Consider the following 15888-nt stretch of genomic DNA (forward strand, 5'->3'; position numbering starts at 1 on the left):
TTTTATTTATTGCGCGACAAAATGGACCTTTAGTTGAATAAAATTGTTAAACAACCTGCCCTATTGTGGATTAAGTTCATTTTTGAAGCAGTGGGTTACATCGTAAACCCACTGCTTGTATGCCTCCTATTTTACAGGGATCCAGATTTCTGAATATAAATTAAGACTGGATGGATCATCATCTGAATATACCTCTAATTCCGGTGTACCTGCGTGTTCGTAACCACTTGAGGGAAACCATTCCGAAAAAATCTTTTTCCAAGCTTTTTGCATAGCATCCGGCATCGGTCCGTGAACCTCGAATATAGCCCATTTGGATGCGGGAATTTCCAAAGCGAATAACCCATCTGATACACTCCCCTCGTGTGCTGTACCTATCCAATAATCAATGGATCGAGAATCTCTTTCAACACATACACTCACTACACCTTCAACCGGACCATTGTTCACTTTAAACAATTGCTCATCAGTTCGCTCCTCATTTATCTTATCCCACATTTTAGGAATGCCCACTAGGTTCTCCTCATTAACCAGTGAAAATTCCTGTTTAACTCCGACAATCTGAAATCCTTTAAGCTCTACAATTTTTACCTGCATTGGTTCTGCTCCCTTCAAACTCACCTGTATGACTAGGCGGTTATAAGATTTTAGCGATCCCGTGTATTTTCGTGCTTCACTTGGTGTTACACCGTGTTGTCGACGAAAAGCCTTTGAGAAAGCTTCAGGAGTGTCATAACCATATTTGTAGGCAAGATCAATTATCTTTGTATTAGATCTCGATAAATCATAAGCAGCCAACGTTAAGCGACGGCGCCTAAGATATTCACCAACAGAAATATCAGTTAAGATAGCAAAGGTACGCTGAAAATGAAAAACTGAAAAATTAGCCTGTCTTGCAATACCCTCTATTGAAATGTCATCAAGTAAATGCTTTTCAATATAGTCTATTGCTGCCTGTAACGATTTAACCCACGTCAAGTCACTCACTCCTTATCTAAATCTTAATAGAGCATCATTTATTATTCCTGTCTTCCTGTGCTTTCCTTGGACAGTATTTTTTAGTTATAAAGACACGACTCTTGTTCCTTTAAATAGCCCGATAAATAAAAACTGTATTAAACAAACACGCCTGTTAATGGAAAAACAAGTTATAGAAATGCTATTAAATGGAGAAAGAAAACTACCGAATATTAGCCGATTAATGAAATAAATGTAATTCTACCAATTTTTAATTTTTTGGTAAACCACTTTATGTTAAAATTTTCTTTAGTATAGAAACTAAAAATCATTTTATTTCAAAAAAATAATATTAATATAAATGCCTGCTATTGCATTTGAGAAACCAAATAGTAATAATCGGTTTGACCATTTTATACGAGAGGCTTGTCTCTTCTCAGTTTGACTCATAGCGTCAGATACTGAATCTCCCCCAAACAAACATCCAAAATCTCACATTCCCTACAATTACTTGTTCGACAATCTGATCCAATTCTCCAACATCTGCTACCCTCTCTGTTTCTTAAACCATCCCAATGCTCGTTGTTCCATTTCTCTCACAAAAAGCTTTTTTGCTTTACTGTAATAAGCTGTATCGTCATATTTTTGAGCCAATTCAATCTTTAAACGCTTATAACGTTCCACTTCACCGGGATGGGTTCTCAAATAATCTCGAAAAACTAAATGTCGTTCAATTTGGGGGTTATCAAATTGATAAACATGAATGTGATGAGTTCTGTTCTCTCCACCTTTACGAAATAACCGTCTACCTTGTATGTCCCATTCCCCAGCTACATCATATCCAAGTGAATGCATTTGGTCATTGAACGTATCAATTTTTTCGATGTCGTTAACGAGGCACATCATGTCGATAACAGGCTTTGCATTCATGCCTGGGACAGAGGTACTACCAAAATGTTTGAATCTGATTACTTCATCCCCGAACACCCCACTCAAAAATTGCACCTCATCTTCCCATCCTTATTAGTTAGTGGCCTTGTTAGTTCAAATAGAATTTCTTCTAATTTACATATAAATGTAGAATGTTTTCATTTTTTTCATACCTTCCCTTTATTAGCCCTACACCATCAATAGTAAGCGAGTCGATATTTTCTATGGGGCTTTTCCTAACTATCAAATGTAGTTTATTTATATTTTGAAGTCTGCCTTTACAATAGGCTATAACAGGTTGTTCAATAAGATATTCTTGATTGTTAATCTCTATTTTTATAAAGTTCTTATGTAAAAATTTATCTTCATATAGAATGATATTCATCGGATCAAAAGATTTAGCGGTTATTTTACCTTGAATAAATAAATGAATTCCTTCTTGTTGCTCAAAGTTTCTTATAGAGTTCTGTCTGTCTTTTAAAGCATGATCTATTATTTTCCCTGTTTCGGGATATATTTCTATGTCATTGATAGGCTCAACCTCATCATAAACCTGTTTTAATAAATCGTACAATGTCTCTTCTTTTTCCCAAAAACTCTCCTTCCAATCAGGAACAAAGTCATCAAGTAATAGACAAATAAACAACCCAGAACTATAACAGCTTTTTCTTACATTTGAAGTTGACTCAAAATCATCCATCAGCTGTTGACCATAACTTTTTAGTACTTGATTATATGCTTGTTGGCCTTTTTTAAAATATGCCTTTAGTTCGACATACCAAGCAGGACCTTCAATTGTTTCAATTAAATTTTCATATAAAAGATGATTGTTGATTATGTATGTTCTTTTTTCTCTTAAGGAAATGAAAGTAGTAAGTAATTGTTTCTTTTTTATTCTATCTTTTTCTAACACCGCACGATATAGATAAGATCTTTCCTGATTTCGTAATTCAACATTTTCCTTTATTAAAGGATACGTGATTCCCAGAATTTCATCGGCAAATCGCTTTTCTTTCTTAATATATTGAAAACCGTGAAATAATTCGTGCACGATAATTGAATATAAACTTGCATAATCCTTATACAATCCTAAATCTACTATCGCCGTTGGATAATCTTGATAAAGAATAAGAGTACAACCCACAAACTGGTCATCTCGTTTTAAAATTTGATAATTTCCTTTAGGTTCTTTTGTCATTTTAGGATGGTTGAACAAATACACGAAACGTTTATCATATAAAGCGTATGCAACTGATTCAAAACCCACCCAATAATTATTTAAATTTTCATTTGCTAAGTCTTGGATAATGTCATCAAAATATTCTTCCATCCTCTTCATCCTCTATATAAAATCCATTATAATTAAATTTTTAAAGAAACTAAATTCATTTTCTTTAAAGTCGAATTATTCCGCAAACTGAGAAGATACGAAAACTCCATTCCAGAATGGCGTCCTTTTGATGTGATCTTACTTTTTAGTCCACTCCATTAAATACTCTTGCTTATGAGTTTGCTCATCTGTTATTTCTTTTTTTATAATAAATGCCCCGATATTTGAATAAAATTGTTAAACAATTGCGCCCGTTAACTTAAATAAATCAATTCACAATCTTTTCCCTATAACAAAAAATAAAAGCAAAAATTATTAAAAAGAAACCTAAAAGAAGATAAGCCCCACCTTGAAACCCTCTAACAAAACTGCTTCTATTCAAGAAAATGGCCCAATAATTGAATAAATTTGTTAAACAAACAAAGCTTATTTTGGACATTTTAATGCTAATTTTTTTTATTTTGTTTTGCTATAAATTCCTCTAAATTAGGGGATTGATTATATTTAATTGCGGCTTCCTTATCCTTATTAATAATAGCCCTTGTTAAATCAATGTTATTTATCCCCGCAATAGCCACTGCATAATGTATAACATCAACTAATTCGCTTTCTAAAGAAGTGCTTCCTGTATTTTTTTTTCGTCCCTCTAATTTGTTTAGTACTTCTGCTACCTCGCCAATTTCTTCTACTAGTTTCATAAACAATGCAGTTGAAGTACGCCCTTCATTGTATTTTAATGCTAGATAGTTCTGTAACTCGTGAAACGCTAATTGCTTCATATTACCCGTCCTTTATTAATTTTTTTATTGCGTAACAAAATACTCATTGATTGCCCTTGCCCCATAGTTCGATTTATTTTCCATTTCCTTAATAAGTGTAGAAAAGTGTATTAGTGGATTAAAATATCCTGATTTCTTTTCATAGTAATCAATTTTACTTTTAACTACGGTACTCCCTCCTCTATGCGTAACCTATCTTAAATAATCGTGCCTGTTTGTTTAAATCTTTATGGCATCAACTATCAAAGATGGAAATGCTAGTTGCTTCCCCTGATTTCTTGGATCAAACTTTTTCGACCTGAAAAGCACTCCATCTTTCCCTTCCCAAGGGTTCTGTTGAAATTTACCTTCCTCATCACAATACTCAAGTAGTTTTACTTCATATCCAGCAGTATTAAACATATTTGTTATGGTTTTGTAATTATAAACAATTTTATGATCTGCTGCGGGATGATCTTTGGGACCAGGACCACCTATTTTAACCATATCCTGATATTCCTTATTTCGAAAAAAAGCGTCAGGAACAGCACAGCGTATGTATCCTTTGGTTTTTAAAAATTTACGGCACACTTTTGCAGCTTCGACACCTTCATTGTAGGTTAAGTGTTCCCATATGTGTTCAGCCAAAATTGCAGTAATCGAATTATTACTAAACATTCTACTCCAGGTTTTTTCATCCAGTAAATTGAGTTCTTTTTCTTGAGTATGCAACCAACCAGGATTGTTATTATATTTTCCTGCTCCTATTACTACTTTTATTTTTTTGTCCTCTACATTCAAAAAATCACCTCTACGTTACACATTGATTGCTTATTTATTCAACATTCCGTCATTTAATAAGAAGGGGAAGACCAGTTTTCTGTTCCCGTTTCAATCACAACAGGAGGCAGTTTGTTAAAAAGCGCGCGCCGATTAAGAAGATTATATTTTCAAGAAACTATGATACTTATTTTACAATATCGCTGTTAACGAAAACTTATCTCTACTCCTTTTTCTTTCAAAAACCATCAATTTGCTGTCTATGATGATTATCGTGCCATTGAAATCCTGCTATATAATTAAAAATGGTGTGTGGGTATCCTGAATACTTGTCGATTTCTTCTCCATTCAGTGTAAATTTCGCAAAAAACTCCTCTTCATCCTTTTTTCTTAACTCAGAGGCAAGCCCAGTTCTTTCTTCTAATTTTTGTTGAAGTAAATGCTGTTGAGATACACCAGATAATGCGTATTCTTCTGCTTGCTTATTTAATGTTTTAAAATTAACACTTTCAATAAATGCATTAGGTTTCATTTGTGACAACATTTCTTCACGAATGTACCTATCCCAAAATGATAGATGACTAATAATCTCCGCTGTAGACCATTTACCTTCCGCAATTGGTTTAAAGAAAAGTGTCTCTTCAATTGCCTTCAAGGAACTAACATAAGAATTAAAACCTTCAAAATCATTAATTAGATCTTCTGTTGTATACATTAAATCCCACCATTCGTTTAATATTTTCAACAAAATAGCCCAAATCCTTTTTTGTCTCATCGTTCAATTTCAATTCCTCTTCATCAAATAAATGACGGAAAAAGTCACCTATGCGAGGCAATTTTTCTTCCGGTAATTCATCCACCAACCGATGTAATGCTTTCCTATCAATCATAGCTAATCACCATCCTTTATTTATTATACCATGCTAAAAGGTAGGTAGGTCGTTCAAACTTTCTAATTCAGACGAATAAATGGGCTTCATTCCCTTAGATAAGAAAAGCGTCTATTTCCTGAATATTTTCTATGGTTCGCTAATTCCTATCGCAAATCAAACCATACCAACAAAAATCAATACGGCTCCATGAAGTAGAATACCCATTATAAAAAAACAATATAAATATAAATACCTGCCGCTATTACATTCGGTAAACCAAATAGTAAAAATCGGGTTGACCATTCTATACGAGAGTCTTGACTCTTCTTAGTTTGACTCATAACGTCAGATACTGAATCTCCTGCAAAACTTGCTTCACCCCCACTTTGAAATGCACCAATAGCAATTCCACAAGCCGCCAAAGATACAGCTCCAATCACTCCAGAGATCCGATAAATATAGATCCAACTATTTGTAATTAAACAAACAACACAGACCACAATCAAAGCTAAAACACCTAAGTAAAATGATTTTAGCAAGATATCATCCTCCTGTATCATTTTTATGAATAGTGTTATTCAATTATATGTCCCTTGTCTTGAAGTTCTAGAAAAAGGCCCATTCAAAATTGGTGGCAGCAAAAGTGCCCGATAATGTCACACCGAATATTAACCTTTGAAGATAACCAATGATTGCAGATATGACTAATAACAACCAGAAAAATCCAGCACATAAGACTCTAGAATCGAGAACCTATAAGGTACAATTTTTAATGAGGTGTTATCCTCTTTACTTTATATAGTCATTTCCCTCTAACTCGAACTACGACTTTCACATATTTGAAAAGGAAATTATCTATCGAGGGTCCGCTATAAGTATGTTAAACTTAATTATAAGAAAATTGAGTACATTATTAATTTCAATTTATACCATCATTCTAATAATATCAAAAAAGACTACTTATTTATCGATAATAATTAAGGGGGGTAGTATGAGAAATATCATCGTCATCATAACGACCTTAGTTGTTTTAGTAGGATTAGGTTATTTAATTGCTTATTTCACCTATTCCGCTTTTATTGATTATGCTGGGATTTTAGGGATTGCTGTGACAGTTATTATTTGGTTCTTTAACTCGAAAGGTGGGCATGCTTCAAGACTTGCTGATGCTAAAGTTCAAGGATATACAGACCAAAAATTACAAAAGCAAAAGTACGCATTTACCCCGAATATTGCTTTTTACACTTCTTTAGTTTACTCAGTGATCATGCTCATAGCTCTTATTTATCATTATCGGGAATATTTTTAGAAAATAATAATTAGTATGGAGTTGGCATGAATTTTAGTGAAAAAGGATATTGTTTTGGTTAACAGAAAAATACCGTGTTAAGAGGAGGTCATTTGCTTATGACAAAAAATCCTTATTTGGATAACGATACACAGCTCGATGGTCAACATTCCAAAAAAGTATATCCATATCATAGGATTCTACTGTTTTTTACTGGTTTAGGAACCATTCTGTTCGGTATTTTCACTTTTCTACATTATCATTCTAAATTTGATGACTCGCCTATTTTATGGCTGATTTTCATGATTTTATTGGGAGCTATTGTCTTGTGGTATGGTATCAGGTTGTCCTTTACACCCGGTAAAAAAGTGCTTATCTGTTGTGTGCTCGCTGGACTTAACGCCCTTTACTTTTTCGGTTTTTTACTACTTGATACTTCAAGAGAAAGATATGTATTCTGGCTAACTGTCCTTGCTGGCATTTTAATGGTTATTTCTTTACTGTTGATTTTTCTAATTGCGTTAACACCTTCGTCAAATGGAAAAATAGTCATAGGCCGCCAAGTGATCCATGTTTATAATCTACTGGTTGGTCTAGTCATTTTCGGTTGGGCGGTTCTCTTTGGTTTCGGCATTTTGATTTTTGCCGGATATCATCCCATGCTCCTTATGCCACTCGGCCTTATTCTATTTTGGTCCCTGTCCTACTGGATACAATACAAAATGATTTCAAGCCGAAGAACGGTTGCTTTGATATTTAGCATTTTAACGATCGCTTTACCTCTTTTTGTCTTTTATCAATATTTCATTTAAGATTCAGGACGTGTAAAATGCCGAACACCTTTTTGTGGGTAAACTCAGCATTTGAACAATTTTCAACGGTGCTATGCTATTCTAATATTTTCGCCATATAATATTCGTCAACAAATTCACCGTCAATACGTAAGGAATTCTTTTTTGTCCCTTCGATGTCAAAGCCTTGCTTTTGATATAACGACAATGCACCTTTATTTTTAGTCACTACTGTGAGTTCTAACCTACTGACATAATGAATTGCTGCCCATTTTTCCAACTCATTAAAAAGCATGGTACCAATTCCTTGCCCCCTGAAATCTTTCAAAATACCAATAACGAGGTAAGCTGAATGTTGATTTCTTTTAGCCTTTCCACCTATTACGATTAAGTAACCGGCTAGTTCATCGCCGTTATCAGCCACAAGAATCGTAGAGTTATGATCATTTTTCAAATCCTCAATCATCTTTAATTGCTTTTTGGCATGAAACTCTCTTTCTCCTGCTCCCCAGAGCATGTACTCGGAACTCGCCTCAACTTGTTGAATGACTTTTGCTAATTTGCTTGCATCAGATGTTTCTGCTTCTCTTATATTCACTCTTTCTCTCACCTTTTCTAATTCATTTATTAGGATTTTTACACTCCCATGGTTATTCCCTTGATGAAAATTTTAAAATTAATTAGACTCATTATACCAAAATCCTTATAAAAATCATTTGAAATTTGAAACCTAGTTTAAGAGATTAACGTATAATAAAAGTGAGTTATTTGTAATATCAATAAACCAACCCGAGGATGGATGAAAATGGATAAAGGGAAACTTATTTACATATTAACAATGGGATGGACGCTGGTCATTTATGGTGGATTAACCTATCTCTTCGCTAAGAAAAAAGATTACATGTTACTCAGTGGCTTCCACAGACGGCCTGAGGAAGAACAGGAGTATTTGCAGAAAAGTGGCTATTTAGATGCCATGGGAAAATTACTTACGATAACTTTTTGGATTTTTGTCGCTGTGTTTATTTTAGGCTTATTGCCCATTCCGTACGGATTCGAGTTGGGTATTGGTATCTTCTTAATAGCCCTTTTAGGCGGAATGGTGTGGGTACAGCGCTATGAAGTACCACACAAGCGAAAGAAAAAGACTTGGATTACGGCAAGTATTTCAGGTGCCTCCTTGCTCTTTATCATTGGAGCGATTGGGTATGGCTATCTCGATAATGATGTTCAAGTAAATCATGACACATTTGAAATTACCGGTAGTTACGGCGTTGAATGGAAAATCGATACGATTGAATCTGTGAAATTACTGGACGCATTGCCTAAAGTAAAAATGAAAACGAACGGCTTTGCGCCTGGTAATCTACTAAAAGGAAAATTTCGACTGGAAGAACCATACGGCACTGGACGGTTATTTATTGATAAAAAAGCAGACACTCCTGTGCTTTACGTTGCGACTCAAGATGATTATGTCATGATCAATCGAAAAAACAAAAATGATATAGATGACATGTATAGAAAACTGATTGAGAGTATCGAATATTAGCAAAGCATTTTGACCCATGAAAAAACTAAACTGTGAAGCAAAGGTTACATGATTGCTTCACAGTTTAGTAGTGAAAGGGATATGAGGATGAAGTCTATGCTAAACATCTTCTAAATTCACAAGTTCCCGTTCAAAAAGGAAACCTATTTAATTTCAAAGGTTTTTGATATCTGTAATTGTTCCATGTTAGTCTGATTAGGTTTAATTATTGTAGGCATTATTTTAGCATGAGCTACATAGATCCCTTTTGGTAATTGGTTGAATTCCCATGTTTTTTTCCAACTCTTTTGCTCATTCTGCTTGATTGTAACCTCTTGTAGTGCCTGTATATAGAACATTCCTTCTGATGAATTATAAACCTTTTCCCCCATTCGATTTTCTACCACTATTTCATATTTTTTTCCACTTGAGAAAATAAAGGTGACCGGGAAATTATAGTGGTTTATCACATGTAAGCCAAAATGAATTTCGTCGTTTACTTGGTCAATATCTAGCATCGTTTCATACATACTTGGCGTAACCCCTCTCACATTTAACCATACAAATTTTTTATGTATTTTGGGCATTTTTCTTATGTACTCATTCAACTATTATCAGTATACTTCAATAATGAAAGCTATTCTATTTAAGATGAGCTTGTATATAGTATAGATTACTGGCTAGTGAGCTAACTATGCAAGCCTGAATCCATGTTTATTGTATAACATCATTCCCCTGTGGCACATCAATTGGATGGCCACAGGGGATGATTATTCATGTTCTAAAGAACTTATTCCCATGTCTCGTTTAAATAAATAGCATCTGACTTCAGAAGATTATATGCTCTCCCCGAAAGTAATCCTTCATTTTCGTAGTGATCAAGCAATTGGTTTAAACCATTTAAATGTTTAATGACTTTTTCAGCTTCTCCTTTTTCTTCAAAAAGCTTTAATGTCGTCAAATGCATATTTAAGGTCCGAGTAGCTTCTGACTTTGCATCTCCTTTTTCCTCAAGATCTTCAAGGAGCGGCTGCATATCAGCTGCACCACTCTTCGTTAATTTATATGCCTCGATAATTTCCTGAGAAATTTCGTTGCCTTCATCGTCCGATGCACTTGCTTGCAATGAAATAGATTTGGCGTCTTTTGGCGGCTTAATTTCAGCTAGCCAACCATCTTCTTGGACTAAATCAACCTTCTCCCACGTTTGTCCCTCATCATAGGATACCTTAAGCGATGTATCTTCAATCTCACCATAGCCACTTACACCCTCAAGTTGTGTGACATCAATTGTCAGGTCAGTCGAACGATTAGCGACTAAATGACCTGCCATATTCACGTCCGTCTTGTAATTAAGTGAAAGTAATGGAAGATCGACATTTGATTGATGACCGCCCTCTGACCAGAACGTCCACTCTGTATGTGTTTCAGAGGATGTATCCCAGTATTTTTCATTGTGTTTTGTTTCACTGACAAGTCGGTACTCAAGTCTTTCTTCAGGAAGCTCATCCCAGATAATAAGCGTCTGTCCATCCATTTCTTCTAGTAACGTATCTCCTTGATAAACTTTCAATTTCTGAAATTGTTGCTGTTGTTCCCAATTGGACAGTCCACCAGTGCGTCCAAATCCTGAATCAGCAAATGCTGGAACATTAAATTGAAAACCACCTTGAATCTCACGGAAAGGTGTCCAGTAACCATCGCCGAACCTCGGTTGAATAACAGGGACAAACCAGTCCTCTTCTAATCGCTCTCCAGGTTCATAGGTCACTCCTGTACCCCGAATTTGCCAAGAATCATCTAATGTATATGGACTTGAATTTTCAAGCTCACTGGCTTCTTGGTACCACTCTGTTCCTTCAGTTGCAGACACCCATTCTTCACGAACGGAAGGTAAAGAAAGTAACGCTGGCTCTCCCCAGGATCGTAGCGAGTATTCTCGGCTATCGAATCTAAATTCAGCCCCAGCTCCGTGACCATTAGAAATGTATTTGGAATTGATTTTAACTAATTCTTCTGGTGTAGGAGAATAGGATAAATCTTCAGGTATCTCATCTGTGTGTGCATCAACTAAATCATAAAGATATGGGGTGTCTGGTGTTGCCTCCCCGTCTAATACAACATTACCTTGCTCAATCGATTTAATAAGTTTATCACCCTCCACTCCACTTACAGAAACTACAGTAAGCGGAATATCTGAGTTGTCATCATTCCCCACAAATTCACTAAACTTTGTTGATTCATTATTTGCAATAATTAATAACTCTGCTCCAGCTTCCAATGCAGCGGTTGCTTGCGCGGCAGCTGATATATTTTCATTACGGGTCACCACAACAGCCTTGCCTTTAGCTTCTGTCTGTTTATAATCTTCTGGGGTACCATTACCTGCATACACTGTATCCAAGTGGTATTCTCCATTAAATAATGTCATACCTGGGAGAGGTGTAACATCATATTCATATTCATCTGAGTTTACAGTTAGAAATGGCTTGATCAAACGCCAGCGATTTACCATCTCGAATTCGCCTTCTTCAACTTGCTCAATTGGTGTAGCATAAACCTTATCCATATATGCCGGTAACATATAGATACTATTGGTCTCCATACCACCAACTTGACGATAATATTCAACTCGTTGGTAGGAAGACTCTGTTTTCTTCGGAACATCCACAGTGATTTCGTTTGCTTCTTGTGCATCCATATCTACTGTCACAGAACTATCAAGATGGATTTCAGGATTACCAACCAACGCAATACCTTCTTGTTCTGTATCCACATTAACATCCATCAATGACATGGCAGAATACGTTCCCTTTGGTAATCGGACTTCCGCTGTTCCTTCAACAGTTACATATTCTGGATTTGGATTTTCAAGTCCCGTACCGATAATTTCAACATATGCCGAACCTGGCGAACCATCTCGATCAGTTACATTTAGCGTCAATGGGTATTTTTCATCTTCTTTAACCATCCCCATTGCTGTATGAGCAACCGTTTCGCCGTTTAATTCAGCATTTAACTGTCCCCAGTAACGAGTGCCTTCATCGCCAAACTTAGGATCAAGCGTGACACTGATCTCAGCGTTTCCATTGACCGGCACAGTAACGCTAGTATCTGATAATTCCAACATATCTGACGGTGCTGGATCGCCATTTTCATCAGTGAAGATTGCTGTCAGATCCAAAGTGACATCTTCATCACCATTATTATGATACGTGACAGTCTTTTCCACAGGGTCATTATCATCGTGAGGCCATTTAAAAAAGCCAAAGGACAAAGAACCGGTAGCATAAATATCACTGTCTAAGGTAGAAGGAATATCTACTCTCCCTGTACCAACTTGATATGCTTGATACTCATCTAATTGCTTCGTCGTACTCATCATGGCATTTTTAATTTGAGTGTTTGTCCAGTCTGGATATTTCTGTTTAATAATTGCCGCTGCACCCGCTACATGCGGTGATGCCATCGATGTACCGCTCATCCCCATATAATCTCCAGTACCTCCACTAGCGAATTGAGAACGAGCCGCTATAATCTCCTCACCTGGTGCGACAAGATCAGGTTTAATTGCCATGTCCCCTACACGAGGTCCCATACTGGATAGAACAGCAAGTTGATCCGATTTATCAACATTTCCTACCGTTAAGGCAGAATCGGCAGCCCCAGGGGAACCGACACTTTCCACTTGCCCAGCATTACCGGCAGCTACTACAAATAACGTATCTGTTTCAGCGCTGATTTCATTTAATGCTTGAGACATGGGATCAGTTCCGTCCGTTGGATAATTACTACCTAAACTCATGTTGACAATATCGGCATTCTGGGCTGCCCATTCCATTGCGGAAATAATCCAAGAATCTTGACCAAAACCATCATCTCCAAGGACCTTACCAGATAGTAGTTTGGCACCAGTTGCAACACCTTTATAGTTACCGTCTGATGCAGCACCCGTTCCAAGAACCGTCGATGCTACATGAGTTCCATGCCCATGACGATCTAAACCATCGTCACCTGGTACGAAACTTTCCATATCAATTAGCTGTCCTTCAATATCCGGATGCTCATTATCAATTCCAGTATCGAGCACCGCTACTGTTGCCCCTTCACCACTATATCCAGATTCCCAAGCTTCTGGTGCCCCAATTTGTGGAACACTTTCAGCAAGTGTCGCCTCAACTTGTCCATCAAGCCAGATTTTTTCAATACCATTATTAAACGCAACCTCTGAGTGATTATCATTTGCTTTAACTTTTTCGTTATTTGAGTCTTTGGTTATTGCCTCCCAAATGTTCCCGGCGTTCTTTTTATTTTCTGATAGTGCCACACTATCAATACTTTCAAGGACACTTACTTCTTCAGCATTAGCCAATTCAGGCATTGAAGTTAAGATTTGAGCTTTTGTCTTTTGTGAATGCTGTATAATGAGTGGGACTGTGTGACGTTCACTGTCATCATATCCATATTCAATAAGTGATGTTATATTAAACAGTTCTCTGTCCAAGACCCCTGCTGCTAAATAAGGCATAGCCTCATTGGGAATAACATATGTATCTTCTCCAACAGTAGTCATACGCGTTCCCTCATTGGATTCTGTCGATGGTTCAACAGAAATAATTTCCTCACCATCTTCCATTTCAGTTACCGTAACAATGTCTCCGGTGATTAAGGTAACGACATGTTTGCCTTCTTCATCGCTGCCAAGTTCTTGATGTTGTTCTCCGGTTGGGGTATTCTTCTCAAGCGCATTTGAAGTAGGTGATTGTATAATCACTGAAGTCAGTAGAGTGAAGACTATTAAGCTTAAGGATAGAACTATAATACTTGACTTTTTAATTAATGGTTGACACTTCATGTTTTTTCTCCTTCCAGAAAATGTAGTAATTTGATAGTTTAGAACCATGCCCTCCTTTCCCTCTTAGAAAATGATCAGATTACTAAACTAAAAAACATTAGATTAGAAAGAACTTCAGCATATCGTGACGAATATAATAATGAATGGTAGTATTATCTAGTGAGGATTGATGTCACGCAGGCTTGTCGATTGTAATAACGAATCATACATTTCTTTTTGGTAATCTAGCAATCTAGCAACCCTTAAATTAAGGATACCTATGTACAACACTGGAAGCAATCGGGGTTTTACTTTAAGTCTTTTGTACTAGTAAATTTCAAATTTTTCTATCAATTTGACTATTCAGGGGCTGAATAATACACTAAAGTCCCAAAACTCAGAACGAAAGTTGGGGTTTTACCCAGTTTTTATATGCAAGGAGGATGCTGGATGAAAGACTTAGAAGGAAAAATCATCAAATTTTATCGTGAACTTCAGCAATTGAGACAAAAAGATTTAGTAGAAGGAGTATGTTCAACCACTCATATAAGTAAAATTGAACGGGGACAAACGGAAGTTTCAAAGGATGTAATAGAAATTTTATCTAAACGGCTTGGTATAAATATGAAGGCACAGCTTGAAACTTATGCTTTATTAGAGAATCTATTAAAAGAATGGCATGAATCTATCATTTTGAACTTTGCTTCAAAAGCAGAAAGTTTGAAGAGTGAGTTGGAGAAAATCCCACTTTTACAATTACAAGATTTTTATCGTACCTACACACTTATCCTTACCAGATATTATTTATTAGCTGGTAATGGGAATACTGTTCAATCTCTTATCAACAAAATGGATAAATGGATGAACCTCACCCCTTATGAAACAAATATGCTGTTACATGTTAAAGGGATTTATTTTTTACATTTTAAAAATGATTACTATAAAGCCATTTCCCTTTTAAAAGAGATTGATGTAAACTCCTACAATCATCCCGAATATAATTATGATTTAGCAGTTGCATATCACTCTATTAAAGCTCGCGTTTCTTCATATTATTATGCCAATAAGGCACTCCAGTTTTTTAAAGATGCTCGAAGTTTTTCTCGGCTAATTGATACGGAGATGCTCATGCTCATCCAGCTAGAACAAGACAATTTTTTTGATCCTAAAGATTCCGAATACAAAAGGTTAATTGAAGTGGTCGATAATTATGATTTAAAGAAGCAACGTTCCTTACTTCTTCACAATTATGGTTACCATCAACTCCGACGTGGACATTATGATGATGCTTGTAAATTATACAAAAAAGCGATGGATACGAAAGATCCTAATACTTCTGGCTATCTTGGGTCCTTAGATGGTTATTTAAATGCATTAACTGCACAAAATATAAAATCTTACGATGAATTATTTCTTCTGGCGGTAAAAGGTCTATCTCTAGCTAAAGAATTAGAGGACATTGTCTATATTCATATTTTTCAATTACATAAATATAAACTTTTAAGAAAAGATAAGGAGTATTTTAATTATTTAGAATCGAAAGCATACCCCTATTTCAATAAATCTGGGCATGAATTCTTGACAGAGCATTATCGCATGAAACTCTTTAATTATCATATGGAAAGGAAAAAAGTAGAAAAGGCAAACGAATATGCTCGTCACATCGTATCAAAAACATACACTGACGACTATTTTGTTTAAATAATCCTGTCACTTTCTTTGTAAAATATTTCACATTAGATGTCGCACTATTTTAGAGAACAATGAATAACTAGAAAAAAGTGAGTAAGGTCGATCTCCTTTTGTTCTCGCCCTTACTC

At 35.9% G+C, this 15888-nt stretch carries 15 protein-coding genes; 4 read left to right on the plus strand and 11 right to left on the minus strand.

Translation table 11 applies throughout. The annotated features are described in order from the left end of the window. Nucleotides 1–126 precede the first annotated feature (126 nt). From KQI49_RS03645 to KQI49_RS03680, 8 genes are all read right to left on the minus strand, one after another. On the minus strand, nt 127–978 hold the full coding sequence (locus KQI49_RS03645) for an AraC family transcriptional regulator (RefSeq protein ID WP_216486871.1): 852 nt from the start codon (nt 976–978) through the stop codon (nt 127–129). A gap of 525 nt (nt 979–1503) precedes the next feature. Further along, nucleotides 1504–1962 (minus strand): GrpB family protein, encoded by a 459-nt coding sequence (locus tag KQI49_RS03650; protein ID WP_216486873.1) that lies wholly within the window; start codon nt 1960–1962, stop codon nt 1504–1506. A gap of 55 nt (nt 1963–2017) precedes the next feature. Further along, the gene (locus KQI49_RS03655) at nt 2018–3217 is read right to left on the minus strand and encodes a hypothetical protein (RefSeq protein ID WP_216486875.1); all 1200 of its coding nucleotides are present in this window, start codon (nt 3215–3217) and stop codon (nt 2018–2020) included. 446 nt (nt 3218–3663) lie between these two features. Further along, nucleotides 3664–3996, minus strand: a complete 333-nt coding sequence (locus KQI49_RS03660) for a MazG nucleotide pyrophosphohydrolase domain-containing protein (RefSeq protein ID WP_216486877.1) — start codon at nt 3994–3996, stop codon at nt 3664–3666. 219 nt (nt 3997–4215) lie between these two features. After that, nucleotides 4216–4776, minus strand: a complete 561-nt coding sequence (locus tag KQI49_RS03665; protein WP_216486879.1) for a class I SAM-dependent methyltransferase — start codon at nt 4774–4776, stop codon at nt 4216–4218. A 217-nt stretch (nt 4777–4993) separates the two neighbouring features. Next, nucleotides 4994–5470 (minus strand): DinB family protein, encoded by a 477-nt coding sequence (locus tag KQI49_RS03670; protein ID WP_216486881.1) that lies wholly within the window; start codon nt 5468–5470, stop codon nt 4994–4996. Then, nucleotides 5445–5645, minus strand: coding sequence for a hypothetical protein (locus KQI49_RS03675; protein WP_216486883.1), 201 nt, complete (start codon nt 5643–5645; stop codon nt 5445–5447). Before KQI49_RS03675 ends, KQI49_RS03670 begins: the two co-directional genes overlap by 26 nt. 206 nt (nt 5646–5851) lie before the next feature. After that, nucleotides 5852–6166: a DUF5316 family protein gene (locus KQI49_RS03680; protein WP_216486885.1), complete on the minus strand. Its 315-nt coding sequence runs from the start codon at nt 6164–6166 to the stop codon at nt 5852–5854. Nucleotides 6167–6618: 452 nt separating this feature from the next. Between KQI49_RS03680 and KQI49_RS03685 the strand changes: the two genes are divergently transcribed. Both KQI49_RS03685 and KQI49_RS03690 read left to right on the plus strand, forming a co-directional pair. Continuing rightward, nucleotides 6619–6936: a hypothetical protein gene (locus KQI49_RS03685; protein WP_216486887.1), complete on the plus strand. Its 318-nt coding sequence runs from the start codon at nt 6619–6621 to the stop codon at nt 6934–6936. A 98-nt stretch (nt 6937–7034) separates the two neighbouring features. Beyond that, nucleotides 7035–7727, plus strand: a complete 693-nt coding sequence (locus tag KQI49_RS03690; RefSeq protein WP_216486889.1) for a hypothetical protein — start codon at nt 7035–7037, stop codon at nt 7725–7727. 76 nt (nt 7728–7803) lie between these two features. Here KQI49_RS03690 and KQI49_RS03695 read toward each other — a convergent pair whose 3' ends face one another. Then, a complete protein-coding gene (locus KQI49_RS03695; RefSeq protein ID WP_216486891.1) occupies nt 7804–8304 on the minus strand; it encodes a GNAT family N-acetyltransferase in 501 nt (166 codons plus the stop codon). Between the two features lie 207 nt (nt 8305–8511). On the opposite strand from KQI49_RS03695, the gene KQI49_RS03700 reads away from it, so the two are divergent. Then, nucleotides 8512–9255, plus strand: coding sequence for a DUF3784 domain-containing protein (locus KQI49_RS03700; RefSeq protein WP_216486893.1), 744 nt, complete (start codon nt 8512–8514; stop codon nt 9253–9255). Between the two features lie 143 nt (nt 9256–9398). On the opposite strand, the gene KQI49_RS03705 is transcribed toward KQI49_RS03700, so the two are convergent. Next, on the minus strand, nt 9399–9764 hold the full coding sequence (locus tag KQI49_RS03705) for a BsuPI-related putative proteinase inhibitor (protein WP_216486895.1): 366 nt from the start codon (nt 9762–9764) through the stop codon (nt 9399–9401). Between the two features lie 260 nt (nt 9765–10024). Continuing rightward, nucleotides 10025–14089: a S8 family peptidase gene (locus KQI49_RS03710; RefSeq protein WP_216486898.1), complete on the minus strand. Its 4065-nt coding sequence runs from the start codon at nt 14087–14089 to the stop codon at nt 10025–10027. A 429-nt stretch (nt 14090–14518) separates the two neighbouring features. Here KQI49_RS03710 and KQI49_RS03715 point away from each other — a divergent pair, with 429 nt between their 5' ends. Then, entirely contained in the window at nt 14519–15769 is a 1251-nt protein-coding gene (locus KQI49_RS03715) for a helix-turn-helix domain-containing protein (protein ID WP_216486899.1), read from the plus strand. Nucleotides 15770–15888: the final 119 nt, after the last annotated feature.

Source organism: Virgibacillus sp. MSJ-26, from assembly GCF_018918075.1.
GTDB lineage: Bacteria > Bacillota > Bacilli > Bacillales > Amphibacillaceae > MSJ-26.

Bases quoted from the DNA above. Each gene is read 5' to 3' on its own strand.
- KQI49_RS03685 (WP_216486887.1), top strand. From the start codon at position 6,619: ATGAGAAATATCATCGTCATCATAACGACCTTAGTTGTTTTAGTAGGA.
- KQI49_RS03690 (WP_216486889.1), top strand. From the start codon at position 7,035: ATGACAAAAAATCCTTATTTGGATAACGATACACAGCTCGATGGTCAA.
- KQI49_RS03675 (WP_216486883.1), bottom strand. From the start codon at position 5,645: ATGATTGATAGGAAAGCATTACATCGGTTGGTGGATGAATTACCGGAA.
- KQI49_RS03705 (WP_216486895.1), bottom strand. From the start codon at position 9,764: ATGTATGAAACGATGCTAGATATTGACCAAGTAAACGACGAAATTCAT.
- KQI49_RS03715 (WP_216486899.1), top strand. From the start codon at position 14,519: ATGAAAGACTTAGAAGGAAAAATCATCAAATTTTATCGTGAACTTCAG.
- KQI49_RS03700 (WP_216486893.1), top strand. From the start codon at position 8,512: ATGGATAAAGGGAAACTTATTTACATATTAACAATGGGATGGACGCTG.
- KQI49_RS03655 (WP_216486875.1), bottom strand. From the start codon at position 3,217: ATGGAAGAATATTTTGATGACATTATCCAAGACTTAGCAAATGAAAAT.
- KQI49_RS03670 (WP_216486881.1), bottom strand. From the start codon at position 5,470: ATGTATACAACAGAAGATCTAATTAATGATTTTGAAGGTTTTAATTCT.
- KQI49_RS03710 (WP_216486898.1), bottom strand. From the start codon at position 14,089: ATGAAGTGTCAACCATTAATTAAAAAGTCAAGTATTATAGTTCTATCC.
- KQI49_RS03660 (WP_216486877.1), bottom strand. From the start codon at position 3,996: ATGAAGCAATTAGCGTTTCACGAGTTACAGAACTATCTAGCATTAAAA.